Raw genomic sequence first — 20,069 nt, 5'->3', positions numbered from 1 at the left:
ACCCGTTCCGGCATCAAGGGGCGCCATCATATTGATGAGAAGCGCGTGCAGCCCGCGTTCACGCGTTCAAGCGGGCGGTGCGGGCGGCTGGCATCGAAAAACCGGCGACTCCGCACACGCTGCGGCACTGTTTTGCGACGCACTTGCTGGTAGGCGGGCAGGACATTCGCACGGTGCAGGAACTGCTGGGCCATGCGGATGTGAAGACCACGATGATCTACACCCACGTGCTCAATCGTGGCGGCTACGGTGTATTGAGTCCGCTGGATCGGAGAGGCGGTGACGGCGCGGGCTTGCACGGCATGAGAGAAATGGGGAGGCATGTCCGTCCTTGTTCGCTTTAAGCTGTCCTTGAGAATCGGCAGCTTAATCCCGTATGCGGGCAAGGGAAAGAGTCATCAGCTGATTTCCCTTGCCTGGCGCTCGGCCCGAATCACCCGACTGCCGCGTTACGCTCAATAAAAAGCCCGTACCAGACGGGGCTTCAAGTCTCTGCTCGCCACCCCAAACATCCATTTCAGGTAAAGCGCTCTTAATCTTTCAGTGAGTCTCCGGATTTAATCCCAACTCAAAGCCCCACCCGTCTGATACTCAATAACCCGCGTCTCAAAGAAGTTCTTCTCCTTCTTGAGATCCATGATTTCCGACATCCACGGGAACGGGTTAGTAGTACCTGGATACTCTTCCTTCAAGCCAATTTGCGTCAGACGGCGGTTGGCGATGAACTTGAGGTAGTCCTCCATCATCGCGGCGTTCATGCCGAGGACGCCGCGGGGCATGGTGTCGCGGGCGTATTCGATTTCCAGTTGGGTGCCCTGAAGGATCATCTGGGTCGCTTCGTCCTTCATGGCGGCGTCCCACAGGTGTGGGTTTTCGATCTTGATCTGGTTGATCACGTCGATGCCGAAGTTCAGGTGCATGGATTCGTCGCGCAGGATGTATTGGAACTGCTCGGCGGTGCCGGTCATCTTGTTGCGGCGGCCCATGGAGAGGATCTGGGTGAAGCCGCAGTAGAAGAAGATGCCTTCCAGTACGCAGTAGTAGGCGATGAGGTTGCGCAGGAATTCTTTATCCGTCTCGACGGTGCCGGTCTGGAAGGTCGGGTCGGAGATGGAGCGGGTGTACTTGAGGCCCCAGGAGGCTTTCTTCGCGACGCTCGGAATCTCGTGGTACATGTTGAAGATCTCGCCTTCATCCATGCCCAGCGATTCGATGCAGTACTGGTAGGCGTGGGTGTGGATCGCCTCTTCGAAGGCCTGGCGCAGGATGTACTGGCGGCACTCGGGGTTGGTGATCAGGCGGTACACGGCCAGCACGAGGTTGTTGGCGACCAGGCTGTCGGCGGTGGAGAAGAAGCCGAGGTTGCGCTTGACGATGCGGCGCTCGTCCTCGGAGAGGCCGTCCGGCGTCTTCCATAGGGCGATGTCGGCGTTCATGTTCACTTCCTGCGGCATCCAGTGGTTGGCGCAACCATCCAGATACTTCTGCCAGGCCCAGTCGTACTTGAAGGGTACGAGTTGGTTGAGGTCGGCGCGGGCGTTGATCATCTGCTTGTCGCCGACGTGAACGCGGGCGGATTCGCCTTCCAGTTCGTCGAGGCCTTCCTGGATGTCGAGGTCGTCCAGGGCTTTCTTGGCGCGGGCAACGGCCGCGGAATCGTCAGCGGCAACGGCGCGGGCTTCTTCGACGGAGCCAGCGGCGTCCTGGTCGAGTTTGGCCGGCACGTCAGTATTTGCAGCGGCCGCTTGGGGGGCGGCCTGCGCGGTGGCGGTGGTGTCTTCTTCGTCGAATTCGTCCCAGCTCAGCATGGCGGTTCTCCTGATTGGGGACCGGTCGTGGCCGGTCGGAATGTTTGGGCTTTTGTGTGTGCACGCAAAAGCGGGTGTTTTGTGGGGGGAGGGTGGTGGTGCCCTGCGCCCTTGGTGTTCTGTATCAGGTCCGGCCTTGGTGTTGTCTGCTGGGGTTGCCCCTCACCCTAGCCCTCTCCACGGAGGGGCGAGGGGACTGGATTTGAGGTGGCGTCGGACTTGGTTAACGATCCAGACCCCGGCGTTGGCGAGTAGTGGATCGCGAGCAAGCTCGCTCCTACGAAAAGCTAATCAACAGCAGACGCAGCGATGGCTCGGTGTGAGCGGTTTCCAGAGCGAGGCAGCGCTAGGCGCCTGGCGGGTCGGAGCCCCTGAGCGTACGCATGTACGTGATGGGGGCCGGCCTGCCGGGCAACAACGCGCGGTCCGCTCTGGGGATCGCGACTTTCTACTACTTACTGGCAGGCTTCGCAGTCTGGTTCATCAATGGCGCACGCTTTTGGCACCGGTGCCGGGCTGGCTGCCATTTCCGGCGTTGGTGCAGCTTTCGCCGGTGCAGCGCTGGCGCTGCTGTTGCCACCGCTGGACACGGCGTTGAGCTTGCCGGTGTTGACGGTGGACTTCTCGGTGCTGGTCGCGGCCAGGGCACGGAGGTAGTAAGTGGTTTTCAGGCCACGGTACCAGGCCATGCGGTAGGTCACGTCCAGCTTCTTGCCGCTGGCGCCGGCGATGTAGAGGTTCAGCGACTGGGCCTGGTCGATCCACTTCTGGCGGCGGCTGGCGGCGTCGACGATCCACTTGGTTTCCACTTCGAAGGCGGTCGCGTAGAGGTCTTTCAACTCCTGCGGGATGCGCTCGATCTGCTGCACGGAACCATCGTAGTACTTGAGGTCGTTGATCATGACCGCGTCCCACAGGCCGCGCGCCTTGAGGTCGCGAACCAGGTAGGGGTTGATCACGGTGAATTCGCCCGAGAGGTTCGATTTCACGTACAGGTTCTGGTAGGTCGGCTCGATGGACTGCGACACGCCGGTGATGTTGGCGATGGTCGCGGTCGGGGCGATGGCCATGATGTTGGAGTTACGGATGCCGTTCTTGACGCGGGCACGCACCGGGGCCCAGTTCAGGGACTCGGTCAGGTCGACGTCGATGTACTTCTGGCCACGCGCTTCGATGAGGATCTGCTGCGAATCCAGCGGCAGGATGCCCTGGCTCCACAACGAACCCTGGAAGGTTTCGTAGGCACCGCGCTCGTCGGCCAGGTCACAGGAGGCCTGGATGGCGTAGTAGCTGACCGCTTCCATGGACTTGTCGGCGAAGTCGATGGCGGCATCGGAACCGTACGGGATGTGCTGCAGGTACAGCGCATCCTGGAAGCCCATGATGCCCAGGCCCACCGGGCGGTGCTTGAGGTTGGAGTTCTTCGCCTGCGGCACCGAGTAGTAGTTGATGTCGATGACGTTATCGAGCATCCGCACGGCGGTGCGCACGGTGCGCTCCAGCTTGGCGGTGTCGAGCTTGCCGTCGACGATGTGGCGCGGCAGGTTGATCGAGCCCAGGTTGCAGACGGCGATCTCGTCCTTGTTGGTGTTCAGCGTGATCTCGGTGCAGAGGTTGGAGCTGTGCACCACGCCGACGTGCTGCTGCGGGCTGCGCAGGTTGCACGGGTCCTTGAAGGTCAGCCATGGGTGGCCGGTTTCGAACAGCATGGAGAGCATCTTGCGCCACAGGTCTTTGGCCTGCAGGGTCTTGTAGTTCTTGATCTTGCCGTATTCGATCAGGGCTTCGTAGTACTCGTAGCGCTCCTCGAAGGCCTTGCCGGTGAGGTCGTGCAGGTCGGGTACTTCGCTTGGCGAGAACAGGGTCCACTTGCCGTCGTCGAAGACGCGCTTCATGAACAGGTCCGGAATCCAGTTGGCGGTGTTCATGTCGTGGGTACGGCGACGGTCGTCACCGGTGTTCTTGCGCAGCTCGAGGAATTCCTCGATGTCCAGGTGCCAGGTTTCCAGGTAGGCGCAGACCGCGCCCTTGCGCTTGCCGCCCTGGTTGACCGCGACGGCGGTGTCGTTGACCACTTTCAGGAAGGGCACGACGCCCTGGGATTTGCCGTTGGTGCCCTTGATGTAGGCGCCCAGTGCGCGCACTGGCGTCCAGTCGTTACCGAGGCCGCCGGCGAACTTGGAGAGCAGGGCGTTATCGCGGATGGCGTCGTAGATGCCGCCCAGGTCGTCCGGCACGGTGGTCAGGTAGCACGAGGACAGCTGCGGACGCAGGGTGCCGGCATTGAACAGGGTTGGCGTGGAGGCCATGTAGTCGAACGACGACAGCAGGTTGTAGAACTCGATGGCACGGGCTTCGCGGTTTTCTTCCTCGATGGCCAGGCCCATGGCGACGCGCATGAAGAAGATCTGCGGCAGCTCGAAACGCACGCCATCCTTGTGGATGAAGTAGCGGTCGTAGAGGGTCTGCAGGCCGAGGTAGGTGAACTGCTGGTCCTGCTCGTGGTTGATCGCGGCGCCCAGCTTGGCTAGGTCGTATTCCTTCAGGCGCGGGTCGAGCAGTTCGAACTGCACGCCTTTTTCCACGTAGGCTGGCAAGGCCTTGGCGTACAGGTCGGCCATTTCGTGATGGGTGGCGGACTCGGCGACTTCCAGGAAGCTCAGCGCCTCGGCACGCAGGGTGTCCATCAGCAGGCGGGCGGTGACGTAGGAATAGTTCGGCTCACGCTCGACCAGGGTCCGGGCGGTCATCACCAGGGCGGTGTTGACGTCGGTCTGCTCGACGCCGTCGTAGAGGTTCTTCAGGGTTTCTTTCTGGATCAGCGCACCATCGACTTCTTCGAGGCCTTCGCAGGCTTCGGTGATGATGGTGTTCAGGCGACCCAGGTCCAGCGGCGCCAGGCTGCCGTCGGCACGCTTGATGCGGATGCTCGGGTGAGCGTCTACCGGTGCGTCGACCGCGCCGCGCTTGCGCTCCTGGCTACGGGATTCGCGATAGATCACATAGTCGCGGGCGACTTTCTGCTCGCCGGAGCGCATCAGGGCCAGTTCGACCTGGTCCTGGATTTCTTCGATATGGATGGTGCCGCCGGAGGGCATACGGCGCTTGAAGGTGGCGGTGACCTGTTCGGTCAGGCGCGCGACGGTGTCATGGATGCGTGACGAGGCGGAGGCGCTGTTGCCTTCCACTGCGAGAAACGCCTTGGTGATGGCGACGGTGATCTTGTCATCGGTGTAGGGGACGACTGTACCGTTGCGCTTGATCACGCGCAGCTGGCCCGGCGCGGTGGCGGCCAGGTCCAGCGTGCTGTTGTCGGCGTGCGGGTTCTCGCGAATGGACTCGTTCTGCATGGGGTCTCCGGATCTCTCTGTCTCGGTAGCTCGTTAGGTGCAGGCCTGCTTTGTGGGCGGCCTTGTTCTATCGCATGTCTCGTATTGCATGAACCATGCCCCGACCAAGCGGCACATGGGTATCTCAAAACTGGAAACGATCCGGCACCAGAGGTGGCGAATCGAATGTGCCGAAGCATAGTCAGGGGCTGTGCAGATCACAACCTCAAAACACAACATGTAGTGTGAGGCGCTTGGCATCTGCGCTAGTCCCGGGCTTGACCGTAATCAACGTTGGGCTCCGCAAGTTCGGGGCTTGCGGCATTGATCGGTCGCGCTCGGCGCGGCGCGAGCCGGTCAGAAAGCAGAGCGAATTATTTTGCTTGCTTTCTGCTGCGTTTGTGTCTGTTTGGCTTTCTAAACCCAATATATGGGGTAAAAGGCGCCTGGAACGACACGATAGTGGCGCTTAAGGCCCAGTGCAAGACTCCGAAAACGAACAACCTGTGGATAAGATGTGGGTGAGCTGTGCGCGATCAAGGCGCAGCCCGCGCCGTTTCGGGGCTGTACGATGTTCGGATGAAATGCGTGCTCGCCAGCGCTTTCGGATGCCCGGCGACGTCCATGGGAAAACACTATATGTGGTGTTTTGTCAAAGACCGATTTATCGCGTTTTGCCGCCTGCAAGGCTTGATTTTGACGGAGCGGGCAGACGTGATGGCCGTTTGCCTGATCCTGGATTGGGCGCAGCGATGTGCCAGTCCTGCGAAGCGGTCCTCACCGGGCGCAGCTTCCCTCGTTTCTTCCAGGTCGTGCGCCAAGCGGAGCATGTCAACCGCTGCCATCTGGCTATGCGCTGGCGCTACAATGCCGGCCGGTGTCTCGGGAGGGCGCGTGGTGGATCAAGAGTCTTGGAACATCCTGATTGTCGAAGATGACCAGCGGTTGGCCGAGCTGACCCGTGAGTATCTTGAAAGTAACGGCATGCAGGTCTCCATCGAGGCGGACGGCGCCCAGGCGGCCGAACGCATCATTAATGAGCGTCCCGATCTGGTGGTGCTCGACCTGATGCTGCCCGGCGAGGATGGGCTGTCCATCTGCCGCCAGGTGCGCGATCGCTATGACGGGCCGATCCTGATGCTCACCGCCCGCGCCGATGATCTCGATCAGGTGCTCGGTCTGGAAATCGGTGCTGACGACTATGTCTGCAAGCCGGTGCGCCCGCGCCTGTTGCTGGCGCGCATCCGGGCCTTGCTGCGACGGCGCGAAGGCGCAGAGGCACCGTCGGCTGTGGGAGGGAAGCGCGTCCAGTACGGCCCATTGGTGGTCGACAACGCGTTGCGCGAGGCCTGGTTGCGCGGCGAGGGGGTCGAGCTGACCGGCGCCGAGTTCGACCTGCTGTGGCTGTTGACCTCCAATCCCGGGCGGATCATGTCTCGCGAGCAGATTTTCGCCGAGCTGCGCGGGATCGAGTACGACGGCCAGGATCGTTCCATCGATGTGCGTATCTCGCGTATCCGGCCGAAGATTGGTGACGACCCCGATCACCCACGGCTGATCAAGACGGTGCGCGGCAAGGGCTATCTGTTCGTATCCGAGGCGGCTGAAGCGCTTCAGTGAATTCGATTTTTCTGCGTATCTACGGCGGCATGCTTGCCGTGTTGGTACTGGTCGGACTGCTGGGCGCTGGCGGCTTGCAGTTGCTCAACGAGGTGCGGGCCGATCAGCACCGCGAGGCGCTCGCCAGCGGCACCTTTCGCCTGATGGCCCATAACATGAGCAGCATGACGCCCATCGAGCGGCGCCAGGCGGCGAATCTCTGGGGGCGCTTGCTGGGAATTCCGCTGCGCGTGCGTACGCTGGAAGATATCCGTCTGGAGAATCGCCTGGAAACGCGGCTGCTGAACGGGCAGGTGCTGGTCGAACAGGTGCGGCCGAACAGCGTGACGATCTTTTCTCTGGTCAGCGCCGAGGATCATCTGGCCCTGACCGGTGAGGTGGAGCAACTCAGCGAGCAGTTGGCGCGCGCCACCATCTATCTGCTGATCGACGAGCTGATTCGCTATCCCGAAGCCGAGCAACCTGGGCGCCTGGACAAACTCAAGCAGGCGCGCGGCTTCGGCTATCCGCTGGAACTGCTGACCCGCGACAGCGCCAGTCTCGATGACGATCAGCGGCGCCGGCTGGACGAAGGGGATACGGTGATGGCATTGGTCGGTGGCGGCGAAGCCATCCGGGTGTTCGCGGCGATTGCCGGAACCCCCTGGATCATGTCCATGGGGCCGCTGTACCAGTTGAATCCCCATCCGCCGCAACTGCTGGTGCTGATCGGCGTGCTGGGTTTGTCACTGATCGGGCTGATGGTCTACCTGCTGGTGCGTCACCTGGAGCAGCGCGTACGCGAGGTCGAAAGCGCCGCCACGCGCATCGCCAGCGGCCACCTGGAGGCACGCGTGCCGGATGCCGGGACGGATTCGGTCGGACGCGTGGCGAAGGCCTTCAACGGCATGGCCAGCCATCTGCAGCGCCTGTTGGCGGTGCAACGGGAGATGGTCAGCGCCGTGGCCCATGAGCTGCGCACGCCGGTCGCGCGGTTGCGTTTCGGTTTGGAAATGGCTGGCTCGGCGCAGACGCCCGAGTCGCGGGCCCGGTATCTCGGGGACATGGACGGCGATATCGACGACCTCGACGGGTTGGTGGACGAGATGCTGGTGTATACGCGTCTCGAGCGTGGGTCGCCGGAGCTCACCTTCCAGACGGTCGACCTCGGTGCCTTGGTCGATCAGGTCATCGGGGAGCTGGCGCCGTTGCGGCCGAGCGTACGGGTCGAGCGCGGGCCCTGCATGACGGCCGAAGACGGCAGCAGTGTCGCCGATGCCGAGCCGCACTACCTGCGCCGCGCCTTGAGCAATCTGATCAGCAACGCCATGCGCCACGCCGAAACGCGGGTCCTGGTGAGCTTCGTTATCGATGCCGAGCGGGCGCAGCTGGCGGTCGACGACGACGGCCCAGGCGTGCCCGAGGAAGCGTGGGAGAAGGTCTTTGCGCCTTTCCTGCGCCTGGATGACAGCCGCACCCGTGCTTCCGGCGGGCATGGTTTGGGCCTGTCCATCGTCCGGCGGATCACCTACTGGCACGGCGGTCGGTCGCAGATTGGGCACAGCGAGCTGGGCGGCGCGCGCTTCAGCCTGGTGTGGCCGCGCAAACAGACGGGTTCACGACTCCCTGCGCAGTAATAGGCACCGGCGCCGGTCTGGTGTTCAGCGATGGGTTGCACTCATCCGTGATCACACTCATGGAACCGGGAACGCCGCGATAGGTTGCATCCATCCCATGTGGACCTGGCTCATCGAGCGGCAAGCGCTGCGATTGCCCTGTCGTGGATGGGTGAAACCCGTCAACTCCACGGACGCACCGATCCGGCGGGCTCGGACGCGATCAGACCGGAATGCTGATCAGGCTCAGCAGATAATGCTCGAACTGCGCGAACTGGCCCTCCAGCTCAGCGCCGGTCTTCCAGTCTTCGGATAAATCAGTGAGCAGGCGCAGGCGGGCGTAGCCGCTGCTGTCGTGATGAATCAGTTCGGCTTCCTGAAAATAGAAGCGCTTGTTCACCAGCGGGTAGAGCGCCTTGAACAGGCTTTCCTTGAGGGAGAAGGTCAGGGTGACGCGCAGGGCGCGCTGGGTCTCGTCGAGAGCGGCGTAACCTTCCAGTTCGCGCGGCGTGAGGATTTCAGCGACCAGCCGATCGGCCCGTGTGGTGGGGATCTGCTTCTCTACATCCAGCCCGATGCCGCGCCACTGCTCGCGCCGCGCCACCACGGCCGCAGCCCAGCCGGCGCCATGGGTGATCGAACCCACCACCCCGGCCGGCCAGCAGGGCGAGCGGTCTTCGTTCACGGCCGGAATGCATGGCGCGCCGATCGTCCGGCGCAGGGCTTCGCAAGCGCATAGACGCCCGGCGAGAAATTCGGTCTGGCGCTTGTTCACCGCCGTCATGCCCGGCACGCCGCAGCGGGCGAAGTCCTCGGGGTCGAGCAGGGCCGGGTCGAAGCGGGTGCTGATCAACTGCACGCCGGGCAAGGCGAGCGGCAGCGGCCAGTGATCGCTCAGGGGCGAGCAGCAGGCCGGGTGATAAAGGGTAGAAGTCATGGGCGTTAGTTTGCCTCAGTGCCGGGCCCGGCGCAGTCCTGGCGATGCACTTGCCCTGTAGATGGGACTCCTGGCGAGCACGCATCGCGCCGGTGCGGCATATGCATCACCGGCGGCAGGTGTTTCTGCTGGTGGACGGTCTGGGCCTGGTGGCGTTCACCGTCACCGGTTGCGGCGTGGCGATGGAGATGGAGATGGGCGCGCATCTGGTGATCGTCGTGCTAGCCGGTGTGATTACCGGCGTATTAGGTAGCTCGGGGCGGAGCACGCCATCACCCGAAGTCGCAGTCGTGCAGATTCCCGCTCGGCGAGCCGCTACACTAGCGGCCTACCAAGGGGAATGGAACCGTGCTGAAAGATCTGGGACTAAGGAGTCGGGTGCTGGTGCTGATCTTGTTGCCCAGCACGGTGCTAGCCGTGGCGCTGGGCATCTACTTCACCTGGATGCAGCTGGCGGAGATGCGCCATCAGCTCGATGCGCGCGGCCAGCTGATCGCCGAGCAGTTGGCCCCGCTGGCAGCGCCGGCCATGGCGCAGGGCTACGGCAAGCGGTTGCAGCGTATTCTCAATCAGGTGCTGGATCAGCCTGACGTGCGTGCGGTATCCATCCTCGATGCCGAGCGCAATTTGCAGGCCCATGCCGGGCCGAACATGATCACCCCGTCGCCGCCAACCGATCCCGAGGCGCTGACTCAGGTCAGCAGCGTCGACACCACACGCATCCTCCTGCCGGTGCGTGGCAAGCATCTGAATCTCGCCGAAGACAACCCGGACAACGACCTCCGCCTGATTGGCTGGCTGGAGTTGGAGCTGTCGCACCAGGGCACGCTGCTGCGCGGTTACCGCAGCCTGTTTGCCAGTCTGTTGCTGATTGGCGCAGGGCTGATCATTACCGCGCTGCTGGCACTGCGCATGAGTACGGCAATCAGCAAGCCGCTGCGCAAGGTCAAGGTCGCGGTGGCGCAGCTCAAGGATGGTCACCTGGAAACCCGTTTGCCGCCGCTCGGCAGTCACGAAATGGATGAAGTCGCGGCCGGTATCAACCGCATGGCCGAGGCCTTGCTGGCTGCGCGTGAAGAGTTGCAGCAGAGCATCGACCAGGCCACCGAAGACGTGCAGCAGAACCTCGAAACCATCGAGATCCAGAACATCGAGCTGGACCTCGCACGTAAGGAAGCGCTGGGGGCCAGCCAGATCAAGTCCGAGTTTCTGGCCAACATGAGCCATGAGATCCGTACGCCGCTTAATGGCATCCTGGGCTTTACCCATCTGCTGCAGAAAAGCGATCTCACCCCCAGACAGCACGATTATTTGTCGACCATCGAGAAGTCTGCTGACAGCCTGCTGGGGATCATCAACGAGATTCTCGACTTCTCCAAGATCGAAGCCGGCAAGCTGGTCCTCGACAACATTCCGTTCAATTTGCGCGATCTGATCGAGGACACCCTGACCATCCTCGGTCCGGCGGCTCATTCCAAGCATCTCGAGCTGGTCAGCCTGGTTTATCGCGACACGCCGCTGTCGCTGGTCGGCGATCCGCTACGGCTCAAGCAGGTGCTGACCAACCTGGTCAGCAATGCCATCAAGTTCACCAATGAAGGCACCGTCATCGTCCGTGCCATGGTCGAGGATGAACGCTCCGACCGTGCGCAACTGCGCATCAGCGTGCAGGACACCGGCATCGGCCTGACCGACCGGGACTTGCGTGCCTTGTTCCAGGCGTTCAGCCAGGCGGACAATTCGCTGTCGCGCCAACCCGGCGGTACCGGCCTCGGGCTGGTAATTTCCAAGCGGCTGATCGAACAGATGGGCGGGGAAATCGGGGTCGACAGCATTCCGGAAGAGGGCTCCGAATTCTGGATCAGCCTGAGCCTGCCCAAAGCGCGTGACGATATCGAGGATCTGCCGCGCGCAGCGCTGCTCGGGCGCAAGGTCGGCTTGCTTGAACAGCATCCGCTGACACGTCAGGCCCTGCAGCATCAGCTGGAAAGCTGCGGCATGGAAGTGCTGCCGTTCGACAGTCTGGATCAACTGCAGGCGGCGGTGTTCGAGGCGCATACCAGCGATAAACCGATCGAAATAGCCGTGCTCGGCGTGACCCATCGAGAAATCGCACCGCAACAGCTATGTCTGCGGCTGTGGGAGTTCGAAGGGCTGGGCTGCAAATGCATCGTGCTGTGCCCGACCAGCGAGCAGGCGCAGTATCACGAGGCGTTGCCTGAATCGCACACCCATACCCAGCTGCAAAGCAAGCCGGCCTGTACGCGCAAGTTGCAGCGAGTGCTGCTCGATCTGCTGCGCCCGCCACCGACCATGATCGAGAACGTCGCAGTGCCGGAAACCCGACCGCCACGTGTGCTGTGCGTCGATGACAACCCCGCCAACCTGCTGCTGCTGGAAACCTTGCTGACCGACATGGGCGGCAACGTTGAAGCCGTAAGCAGCGGCGCCGAAGCATTGGAGGCGGTCAAGCACAAGCCCTTCGATCTGGTGTTCATGGACGTGCAGATGCCTGGCATGGACGGACGCCAGACCACCGAGGCGATTCGTCGCTGGGAGGACGACAGCGGGCAGCCACCCATGCCGATCGTCGCGCTCACCGCTCATGCGCTGTCCAACGAAAAGCGCTCGCTCTTGCAAAGTGGTCTCGACGATTACCTGACCAAGCCGATCAGCGAGCGGCAGCTGGCCCAGGTGATCCTGAAGTGGACCGGCCTGCCGCTGGCGCGCAGCTTTGTCGCAGCACCCCTCAAGACGCCGATGCCGGAAAACACCCTCAAAGTGCTCGATGCGGAAGAGGGATTGCGCCTGGCCGCCGGCAAAGCCGATCTGGCAGCGGACATGCTGAGTATGCTGCTGGCCTCGCTGGAGGATGATCGCCAGGTGATCCGTGAGGCGCGTCTGGCCAATGACCGGCAGGCGACCATCGATCGTGTGCACCGTTTGCACGGCGCTACCCGCTATTGCGGTGTCCCGCAGCTGCGGGCGGCCTGCGAGCGCAGCGAAACATTACTCAAGCAGAATCACCCAAGCGCGGCCCAGGCCCTGGATGAGCTGGACAGCGCCATCGAGCGGCTGGAAATCGAGGCCTAGGTTTTTTAGCCGCAAGCTTCAAGTAAGCCGGGCGGTGTAATCTGCTTTGCTCTTCTTAGCTTGCAGCTTGCAGCTATTCCCCCATCACCACACCTTCGCGGCGCGGATCGGCGCCGCCGAACCAGCCGCTGTCGGTACGCTGAATGGCCTGCAGCCCGCTGGTCAGTTCCGTCTCGTTGACCTCATGACCGCGCGCCTTCAGCGCCTGCACCGTGCTGGCCGGAAAGCGTCCTGCTTCGAGCAGCGTCGGGCCGTTGAAGCTGCCGAAGTTGGGCAGGTCGATGGCGCGTTGGGCATCGAGTCCCCAGTCGTACATGCCCAGCAGGGTTTTCGCCGTGAAGTGGATGATCGCCCCGCCGCCAGGGGAGCCGAGGCTCGCCAGAAACTGCTCGCCGGTGACGTCGAATACCAGCGTCGGGCTCATGCTTGAGCGTGGGCGCTTGTTCGGCTCGACCCGGTTGGCCACCTGCCGACCAAAAGCGTCGTAGGGTTCGAAGGAAAAGTCGGTGAGTTCGTTGTTCAGCAGGTAGCCGCCGGGGAGACCGGTGCCGCCATCATTGAGCAGGCGTGAGCCGAAGGCTTGCTCGATGGTTGTGGTCATCGCCAGCGCGTTGCCCTCGGCGTCGACGATGCTGATATGACTGGTGCCGTATTCCGGTTGTACCGCCTGCGGGGCGAACGCAATCGGCATTCCGTCGGGTTCGCCCGCTTCGGCAGTGCCCATGCTGCGCGGGCCGATCAGTGCGGCGCGCTGCTTGAGGTAGCTCGGTGCAAGCATGCTGTTCCAGGTGCGGCCCGGTACCGGCACGAAATCCGGGTCAGCCAGGTACTTGGCGCGGTCGGCATATGCCAGTCTTGAAGCCTCGGTATAGCGATGCAGGAATTCGACCGAAGGCCTATCCTGATCGAGCGGCTGCACCGTTGGCAGCTGTTCCAGCATGCCGAGGATCTGCATCTGCGTAATGTGCCCCGACGACGGCGGCGGGAAACCGCAGACCTGATAGCGCTTCTGCCAGAGCGTGCAGATGGCGTCCCGCTCGCGCGGCTGGTACCCCTCCAGATCGTTCAGACTGATGCGGCCCGGGTTGGTCGGGTGAGTGTTCACCTGCAGGACCAGCGAGCGGGCGTTGGCGCCGGTGTAGAACGCCTCGCTGCCGCGCTCGGCGATGTCCTTGAGCAGCACGGCGAGGGCCCGATTGCGCAAGCGATGGCCGACCGGCAGAGGCTCGCCATCGTCCTGGTAGTAGAACGCCGCGGCGTGCGGGTCTTTGCGCAAGGCCGGATCGCTGACCAGCAGGCCATGCAAGCGCGGGCTGATTTCGAAACCGTTCTCAGCAAGTTCGATAGCTGGTTGGAACAAGGCTTTCCAAGGCAGCTTGCCGTACTGATCGTGTGCGCGCTCAAGCATCCTCACCACGCCCGGTACCCCCACCGAGCGACCACCGACGACGGCATCGAGAAATGCCATCGGCTTGCCGTCGGCAGTCAGGAACAGTCGCTCGTCCACCGCTGCCGGCGCGGTCTCCCGGCCATCCAGTGCTGCGATGTTTTCGCCATCCCAATGCAACAGAAAGGCACCGCCGCCAAGCCCGCTGGATTGCGGCTCGACCAGGCTCAACACCATCTGTACCGCCACGGCGGCGTCCATTGCGCTGCCGCCAGCCTTGAGTATTTCGTAGCCGGCTTCGGTCGCCAGCGGGTTGGCAGCGGCAACGGCAAAGCGTTCCAGCGCCCAGCCTGGCTTGGCCGAGTAGCCGCTGGACGCTTCCGGGGCGGGTGGGATTTCGCTGGCCGGACCGTCCGGTTGAGTGCAGGCGGTGAGGCTGAACAACAGAATCGAGGGAACCAGGGCGGCTCGTCCGACGTGCATGGGATGTTCCTTGTCTGGGCGGAAGGAAAATATGCAGCTGTTTACAGCTGATCGACACGAGGGTAGCGCGGTCTGCCCGTGGCCGATGGTTGCGGCTATCATGTGTGCCTCTCAAAGGCTGTGCGGTCCATCGACGCCATGACAAATCAGTACCCGACCATCGCCGATTGTGTTGGCAACACGCCCCTGGTTCGCCTGCAGCGTCTGCCCGGCGAAACCAGCAACATCATCCTGGTAAAACTCGAAGGCAACAACCCGGCCGGCTCGGTCAAGGATCGTCCCGCGTTGTCGATGATCGCGCGGGCCGAAGCGCGGGGCGACATCAAGCCCGGCGATACGCTGATCGAAGCCACCTCCGGCAACACCGGCATCGCCCTGGCCATGGCTGCGGCGATCAAGGGCTACAGGTTCATCCTGATCATGCCGGACAACTCCAGTGCCGAGCGCAAGGCGGCCATGACGGCCTATGGCGCCGAGCTGATCCTGGTGAGCAAGGAAGAGGGCATGGAAGGCGCTCGCGACCTGGCGGTGAAAATGGCCGCCGAAGGGCGCGGCAAGGTACTCGATCAGTTCGCCAACGGCGACAACCCCGAGGCTCACTTCACCAGTACCGGGCCGGAACTGTGGCAGCAGACTCAGGGCAGCATCACCCATTTTGTCAGCTCAATGGGCACCACCGGCACCATCATGGGGGTCTCCCGCTACCTCAAGCAGCAGAATCCGGACATCCAGATCATCGGCCTGCAGCCCATGGAAGGTGCAGCGATCCCCGGCATCCGCCGCTGGCCGCAGGAGTACCTGCCTAAGATCTACCAGGCGGAGCGCGTCGACCGCATTGTGGATATGGCGCAGGACGAGGCCGAGCACGTCATGCGCCGCCTGGCCCGTGAAGAAGGCATCTTCTGCGGCGTGTCGTCCGGCGGGGCCGTGGCGGCAGCGCTGCGTCTGTCCAAGGAAGTCGAGAATGCGGTGATCGTGGCGATCATCTGTGACCGCGGCGATCGCTACCTGTCGACGGGCGTTTATGACCAGCCCTGACCGCGCAAGCTGCGCCGACGAGGCACGCTGATGGCCAGACGCAGTGGTGGCTTGCGCTTCCAGCCTAGCGGTGGCGAGAAGAAGCCTCAGGTGCCGACCGGCAAGAAGCAGCGGCTGAGCATTGAGCGGCTGGCGAACGATGGCCGCGGCATCGCCTTTCTCGATAACCGCACCTGGTTCGTTGACGGGGCCTTGCCCGGGGAAGACGTCGAGGCGCGTGTACTGAACGCCCGCCGCCAGATCGTCGAAGCCCGTACCGAGCGGGTGCTGACTGCCAGCGCCCGGCGGCGTGCCGAGCCGTGCCCGCATGCGCGAGATTGCGGAGGCTGCAACCTGCAGCACCTGAGCGCGGCCGATCAACTCGAACTGAAACAGCACAGCCTCGCCGAGCAGTTGTCCCGGGTGGCCGCGATCGAGCCGCAGCAATGGGCGGCGCCGCTCAGTGGCCCGGAGTTCGGTTACCGCCGGCGCGCGCGGTTGGCGGTGCGCTGGGACCACAAGGCGCGACGGCTGGACGTCGGTTTCCGTGCCAGTGCCAGCCAGGAGATTGTCGCCATTGGCGAATGTCAGGTGCTGGTACAACCCTTGCAGACGCTGTTGCCGGCTTTACTGGCCGTGTTGCACGCATTGGACAAGCCGCAAGTGATCGGGCATCTGGAGATGTTCAGCGGGACGGCCGAGGCGGTACTGGTACGCCATACCGCTGCGCTGGGGTCGGGCGATCGACGGCGTTTGGTCGACTTCGCGAATGAGCAGAACGTGCAGCTCTGGCTACAGGGTGAGGGCTCGGCGCAGCCCCTGGACTCCGCATACAGGTTGGGCTACCGCTTGCCGGCATGGGATCTGGAATTGGCCTGGCGACCCGGCGACTTTGTCCAGGTCAACGCGCCGGTCAACCAGGCAATGGTGGCGCAGGCCCTTGAATGGCTGGCACCGGAAGCGGGCGAGCGGGTGCTCGACCTGTTCTGCGGGCTGGGCAACTTCAGCTTGCCGCTGGCTCGAAAGGGTGCATACGTAGTGGCGGTCGAAGGGGTTGGCGAGATGGTCGAGCGCGCGCGCACCAATGCGGAGCAAAACGGCCTTCAGCGTGCGCACTTTTATCAGGCGGACCTGTCGAAGCCGCTTATCGATGCGCAGTGGGCCAAGGGCGGCTTCGCGGCGGTGCTGCTCGATCCGCCGCGTGATGGTGCGTTGGAAATTGTCCGGCAGATGGCGACTTCAGGTGCACGGCGCGTGGTCTATGTTTCGTGTAATCCTGCAACGCTGGCACGCGATGCCGCTGAGTTGGTCGGGCAGGGCTATCAATTGAAACAGGCAGGCGTGCTGGACATGTTCCCGCAAACCGCGCACGTCGAGGCCATGGCCCTCTTCGAGCGGCCCGCGTAGTTCCAGTTTTTTGACAGGCGATCGGCCTGTGGTTCAACCGACCGGCTCCGAGAAAGCCGGCGTATTCGACGCAGATGACGCGTAGAGGGAAGGTATTAGATGGTCCAGGTCAGAGCGCTACAGCCGATCAACACCGACGGCAGCATCAACCTCGATGGCTGGCTCGATCACGTGCTGGGGATGGACCCGGCACTCGACCGCGACGCTCTCAAACAGGCTTGCGAGTTCGCCCGAACGGCGGAGCAGCAGGCAAACGCGGCACAGAACCTGTGGAGCGAAGGCACCTCCAGTTACCAGACCGGGCTGGAAATCGCCGAGATTCTCGCCGACCTCAAGCTCGATCAGGACAGCCTCGTGGCGGCGGTGATCTATCGCGGCGTGCGCGAAGGCAAGATCCAGCTGGCCGAGGTGCACCAGCAGTTCGGCCCGGTGGTCGCCAAATTGATCGAGGGTGTGCTGCGCATGGCGGCCATCAGCGACAGCCTCAACCCGCGCGAGTCGCTGGTGCTGGGCACCCAGACCCAGGTGGAAAACCTGCGCAAGATGCTGGTGGCGATGGTCGACGATGTGCGTGTCGCGCTGATCAAGCTGGCCGAGAGGACCTGCGCCATCCGCGCGGTAAAGAACGCCGATGATGACAAGCGTCACCGCGTCGCGCGGGAAGTGTTCGATATCTATGCCCCGTTGGCGCATCGGCTGGGCATCGGCCATATCAAGTGGGAGCTGGAGGACCTGTCCTTCCGCTACCTCGAGCCCGAACAGTACAAGCAGATCGCCCAGTTGCTGCATGAGCGCCGGCTGGATCGCGAGCAGTACATCCAGAACGTGGTGCAGCAGCTCAAGGACGAACTGACCGCCACCGGGATTCACCCCGAAATCGACGGGCGCGCCAAGCACATCTATTCGATCTGGCGGAAGATGCAGAAGAAGGGCCTGCAATTCAGCCAGATCTACGACGTTCGCGCCGTTCGCGTGCTGGTGCCCGAAGTTCGCGATTGCTACACAGCGCTGGGTATCGTGCATACCCTATGGCGGCATATCCCCAAGGAGTTCGACGACTACATCGCCAACCCCAAGGAGAACGGCTACCGCTCGTTGCATACCGCGGTGCTTGGGCCGGAAGGCAAGGTGCTGGAAGTGCAGATCCGTACCCATGCCATGCACGAAGAAGCCGAGCTGGGCGTTTGCGCGCACTGGCGTTACAAGGGCACCGATGTCAAGAGCACCTCGAACCATTACGAGGAAAAGATCTCCTGGCTGCGTCAGGTGCTCGAATGGCATGAAGAACTGGGTGATATTGGCGGTCTGGCCGATCAACTGCGCGTCGACATCGAACCCGATCGCGTCTACGTATTCACCCCGGACGGCCATGCCATCGATCTACCCAAGGGCGCCACACCGCTGGACTTCGCCTACCGCGTGCACACCGAGATCGGCCACAACTGCCGGGGTGCCAAGATCAATGGGCGCATCGTGCCGCTCAACTACAGCCTGCAGACCGGCGAGCAAGTCGAGATCATCACCAGCAAGCACGGTTCGCCGAGCCGTGACTGGCTGAACCCCAACCTGGGTTACATCACCACCTCGCGCTCGCGGGCGAAGATCGTCCACTGGTTCAAGCTGCAGGCCCGCGACCAGAACGTCGCGGCCGGCAAGGCGCTGCTGGAACGCGAACTGGGTCGCCTCGATCTGCCGCCGGTGGACTTCGACAAACTGGCGGAAAAGGCCAACCTGAAAACCGCCGAGGACATGTTCGCGGCGCTGGGTGCCGGCGATCTGCGTCTGGCGCAGTTGGTCAACCATGCCCAGCAACAGGTGGAGCCGGATAGCCATGGCAATGATCAGCTTGAGCTGATTCCGAAGCGTCCCACCAGCACCAAGCCGGGCAAGCGCGGCGACGTGCAGATCCAGGGTGTCGGCAATCTGCTCACGCAAATGGCGGGCTGCTGCCAGCCGCTGCCGGGCGACCCCATTGTCGGTTACATCACCCTGGGCCGCGGCGTCAGCATCCACCGCCAGGATTGCGCCTCGGTGCTGCAACTGGCCGGACGTGAGCCGGAGCGGATCATTCAGGTCAGCTGGGGGCCGATCCCCGAGAAGACCTATCCGGCAGACATCAGCATTCGTGCCTACGACCGTTCCGGCCTGCTGCGTGACGTTTCGCAGATCCTGCTCAACGAGCGCATCAACGTCCTGGCCGTCAACACCCGCTCGAACAAGGAAGACAGCACGGCGCAGATGACACTGACCATCGAGATTCCGGGGCTGGATGCGCTGGGGCGACTGCTCAGCCGAATCTCGCAGCTGCCCAATATTATTGAGGCGAAGCGCCAGAGAGCGACATAGGGCGTGAAGACGATAAAAGCGCTGGAGGCTTGAAGGCTGGACGATAAAGCGCGACGTTCAGCTTTTGTAGGCTGGGTGAAACCCATCAAGGATTTACGCAAACTGGAAGAATGAAGCGTCATCGATCCTACGAGAATTCCGTTCAGCCTCCAGCCTCCAGCCTAGGACGTGTATGTACCAGCTCAATGACCTGCTGCACCTGATGGCCCGGTTGCGTGATCCGCAGCATGGCTGTCCGTGGGATCTGCAGCAGGATTACGCCAGCATCGTGCCGCATACCCTTGAAGAAGCCTACGAGGTGGCGGATGCCATCGAGAGCGGTGACTTCGATCATTTGCCGGGGGAGCTGGGCGACTTGCTGTTCCAGGTTGTCTATTACAGCCAATTGGCGAAGGAGGAGGGCCGCTTCGAGTTCGATGCGGTCGTTGATGGCATCACCCGCAAGCTGTTGCGTCGGCACCCGCACGTGTTCCCTGACGGCGATCTCTACGGCTCGCCGGGGTTGCCCCGTCTCGACGAGGCGCAGATCAAGCAACACTGGGAAGAAATCAAGGCCGAGGAACGCGCGGAGAAGGCCGCAGTGCCCGAGCAACTGTCGCTGCTTGATGATGTGCCCAGCGCGCTGCCCGCCTTGAGTCGCGCCGCCAAGCTGCAGAAGCGCACCGCTCAGGTCGGCTTCGACTGGCCGGATGCGCTGCCGGTGGTAGACAAGGTGCGTGAAGAACTCGATGAAGTCCTCGAGGCCATGAGCGAGAACGACCCGGAGGCCATTGCCGAGGAAATTGGCGATCTGCTGTTCGTCACGGTGAATCTGGCGCGCCATCTGAAGGTCGATCCGGAGAATGCATTGCGCGCGGCCAATCGCAAGTTTGAGCGACGCTTTCGCTTTATCGAACAAGCCCTCCGTGAAGCGCGGCGGCCCATCGAACAGTGCGATCTGGCAGAGCTGGATGCGTTGTGGGATGAAGCCAAAAAACAGCTATGAGCTGCAAGCCACAAGCGGCAAGAAAGTAGAGCAGGAGCAAAAAAAGCAGCCACACTGATTCG

At 62.8% G+C, this 20,069-nt stretch carries 11 protein-coding genes and 2 pseudogenes; 9 read left to right on the top strand and 4 right to left on the bottom strand.

Translation table 11 applies throughout. The features are described from left to right. Positions 1–344: pseudogene (locus NA637_RS19815) on the top strand (tyrosine-type recombinase/integrase); the annotation flags it as partial. Positions 345–557: 213 nt separating this feature from the next. Here NA637_RS19815 and NA637_RS19810 read toward each other — a convergent pair. Next, complete coding sequence (locus NA637_RS19810) at positions 558–1,808, bottom strand: ribonucleotide-diphosphate reductase subunit beta (protein ID WP_256074272.1); 1,251 nt, start codon at positions 1,806–1,808, stop codon at positions 558–560. A gap of 455 nt (positions 1,809–2,263) precedes the next feature. Next, positions 2,264–5,158, bottom strand: a complete 2,895-nt coding sequence (locus NA637_RS19805) for a ribonucleoside-diphosphate reductase subunit alpha (RefSeq protein ID WP_256074270.1) — start codon at positions 5,156–5,158, stop codon at positions 2,264–2,266. An 876-nt stretch (positions 5,159–6,034) separates the two neighbouring features. Between NA637_RS19805 and NA637_RS19800 the strand changes: the two genes are divergently transcribed. Both NA637_RS19800 and NA637_RS19795 read left to right on the top strand, forming a co-directional pair. After that, positions 6,035–6,757, top strand: coding sequence for a response regulator (locus NA637_RS19800; protein WP_256074269.1), 723 nt, complete (start codon positions 6,035–6,037; stop codon positions 6,755–6,757). Beyond that, complete coding sequence (locus tag NA637_RS19795) at positions 6,754–8,373, top strand: ATP-binding protein (RefSeq protein WP_256074268.1); 1,620 nt, start codon at positions 6,754–6,756, stop codon at positions 8,371–8,373. The genes NA637_RS19800 and NA637_RS19795 overlap by 4 nt, the downstream gene beginning before the upstream one ends. A 202-nt stretch (positions 8,374–8,575) precedes the next feature. On the opposite strand, the gene NA637_RS19790 is transcribed toward NA637_RS19795, so the two are convergent. After that, positions 8,576–9,289 (bottom strand): 4'-phosphopantetheinyl transferase family protein, encoded by a 714-nt coding sequence (locus NA637_RS19790; RefSeq protein WP_256074267.1) that lies wholly within the window; start codon positions 9,287–9,289, stop codon positions 8,576–8,578. 44 nt (positions 9,290–9,333) lie between these two features. On the opposite strand from NA637_RS19790, the pseudogene NA637_RS19785 reads away from it, so the two are divergent. After that, a pseudogene (locus tag NA637_RS19785) lies at positions 9,334–9,492 on the top strand (hypothetical protein); the annotation flags it as partial. Between the two features lie 145 nt (positions 9,493–9,637). Continuing rightward, positions 9,638–12,382 (top strand): response regulator, encoded by a 2,745-nt coding sequence (locus tag NA637_RS19780; RefSeq protein WP_256074266.1) that lies wholly within the window; start codon positions 9,638–9,640, stop codon positions 12,380–12,382. Between the two features lie 73 nt (positions 12,383–12,455). Here the strand turns inward: NA637_RS19780 and NA637_RS19775 are convergent, their stop codons facing one another. Beyond that, complete coding sequence (locus NA637_RS19775; protein WP_256074265.1) at positions 12,456–14,252, bottom strand: gamma-glutamyltransferase family protein; 1,797 nt, start codon at positions 14,250–14,252, stop codon at positions 12,456–12,458. Positions 14,253–14,390: 138 nt separating this feature from the next. Here NA637_RS19775 and cysM point away from each other — a divergent pair, with 138 nt between their 5' ends. From cysM to mazG, 4 genes are all read left to right on the top strand, one after another. Then, positions 14,391–15,290 (top strand): cysteine synthase CysM, encoded by a 900-nt coding sequence (cysM, locus tag NA637_RS19770; RefSeq protein ID WP_256074264.1) that lies wholly within the window; start codon positions 14,391–14,393, stop codon positions 15,288–15,290. A gap of 30 nt (positions 15,291–15,320) precedes the next feature. Then, positions 15,321–16,676: a 23S rRNA (uracil(1939)-C(5))-methyltransferase RlmD gene (rlmD, locus tag NA637_RS19765; protein ID WP_256074263.1), complete on the top strand. Its 1,356-nt coding sequence runs from the start codon at positions 15,321–15,323 to the stop codon at positions 16,674–16,676. A gap of 99 nt (positions 16,677–16,775) precedes the next feature. After that, positions 16,776–19,022, top strand: coding sequence for a GTP diphosphokinase (gene relA / locus NA637_RS19760; protein WP_256074262.1), 2,247 nt, complete (start codon positions 16,776–16,778; stop codon positions 19,020–19,022). A gap of 172 nt (positions 19,023–19,194) precedes the next feature. Then, entirely contained in the window at positions 19,195–20,007 is an 813-nt protein-coding gene (gene mazG, locus NA637_RS19755) for a nucleoside triphosphate pyrophosphohydrolase (protein ID WP_256074261.1), read from the top strand. The last annotated feature ends 62 nt before the right edge of the window (positions 20,008–20,069 follow it).

It is taken from the genome of Stutzerimonas stutzeri, from assembly GCF_024448935.1.
Classification (GTDB): Bacteria; Pseudomonadota; Gammaproteobacteria; order Pseudomonadales; family Pseudomonadaceae; genus Stutzerimonas; species Stutzerimonas stutzeri_AO.
This window is presented reverse-complemented; position numbering and strand designations above follow the sequence as displayed.

Bases quoted from the DNA above. Each gene is read 5' to 3' on its own strand.
- NA637_RS19810 (WP_256074272.1), bottom strand. From the start codon at position 1,808: ATGCTGAGCTGGGACGAATTCGACGAAGAAGACACCACCGCCACCGCG.
- NA637_RS19805 (WP_256074270.1), bottom strand. From the start codon at position 5,158: ATGCAGAACGAGTCCATTCGCGAGAACCCGCACGCCGACAACAGCACG.
- NA637_RS19790 (WP_256074267.1), bottom strand. From the start codon at position 9,289: ATGACTTCTACCCTTTATCACCCGGCCTGCTGCTCGCCCCTGAGCGAT.
- NA637_RS19775 (WP_256074265.1), bottom strand. From the start codon at position 14,252: ATGCACGTCGGACGAGCCGCCCTGGTTCCCTCGATTCTGTTGTTCAGC.
- cysM (WP_256074264.1), top strand. From the start codon at position 14,391: ATGACAAATCAGTACCCGACCATCGCCGATTGTGTTGGCAACACGCCC.
- rlmD (WP_256074263.1), top strand. From the start codon at position 15,321: ATGGCCAGACGCAGTGGTGGCTTGCGCTTCCAGCCTAGCGGTGGCGAG.
- relA (WP_256074262.1), top strand. From the start codon at position 16,776: ATGGTCCAGGTCAGAGCGCTACAGCCGATCAACACCGACGGCAGCATC.
- mazG (WP_256074261.1), top strand. From the start codon at position 19,195: ATGTACCAGCTCAATGACCTGCTGCACCTGATGGCCCGGTTGCGTGAT.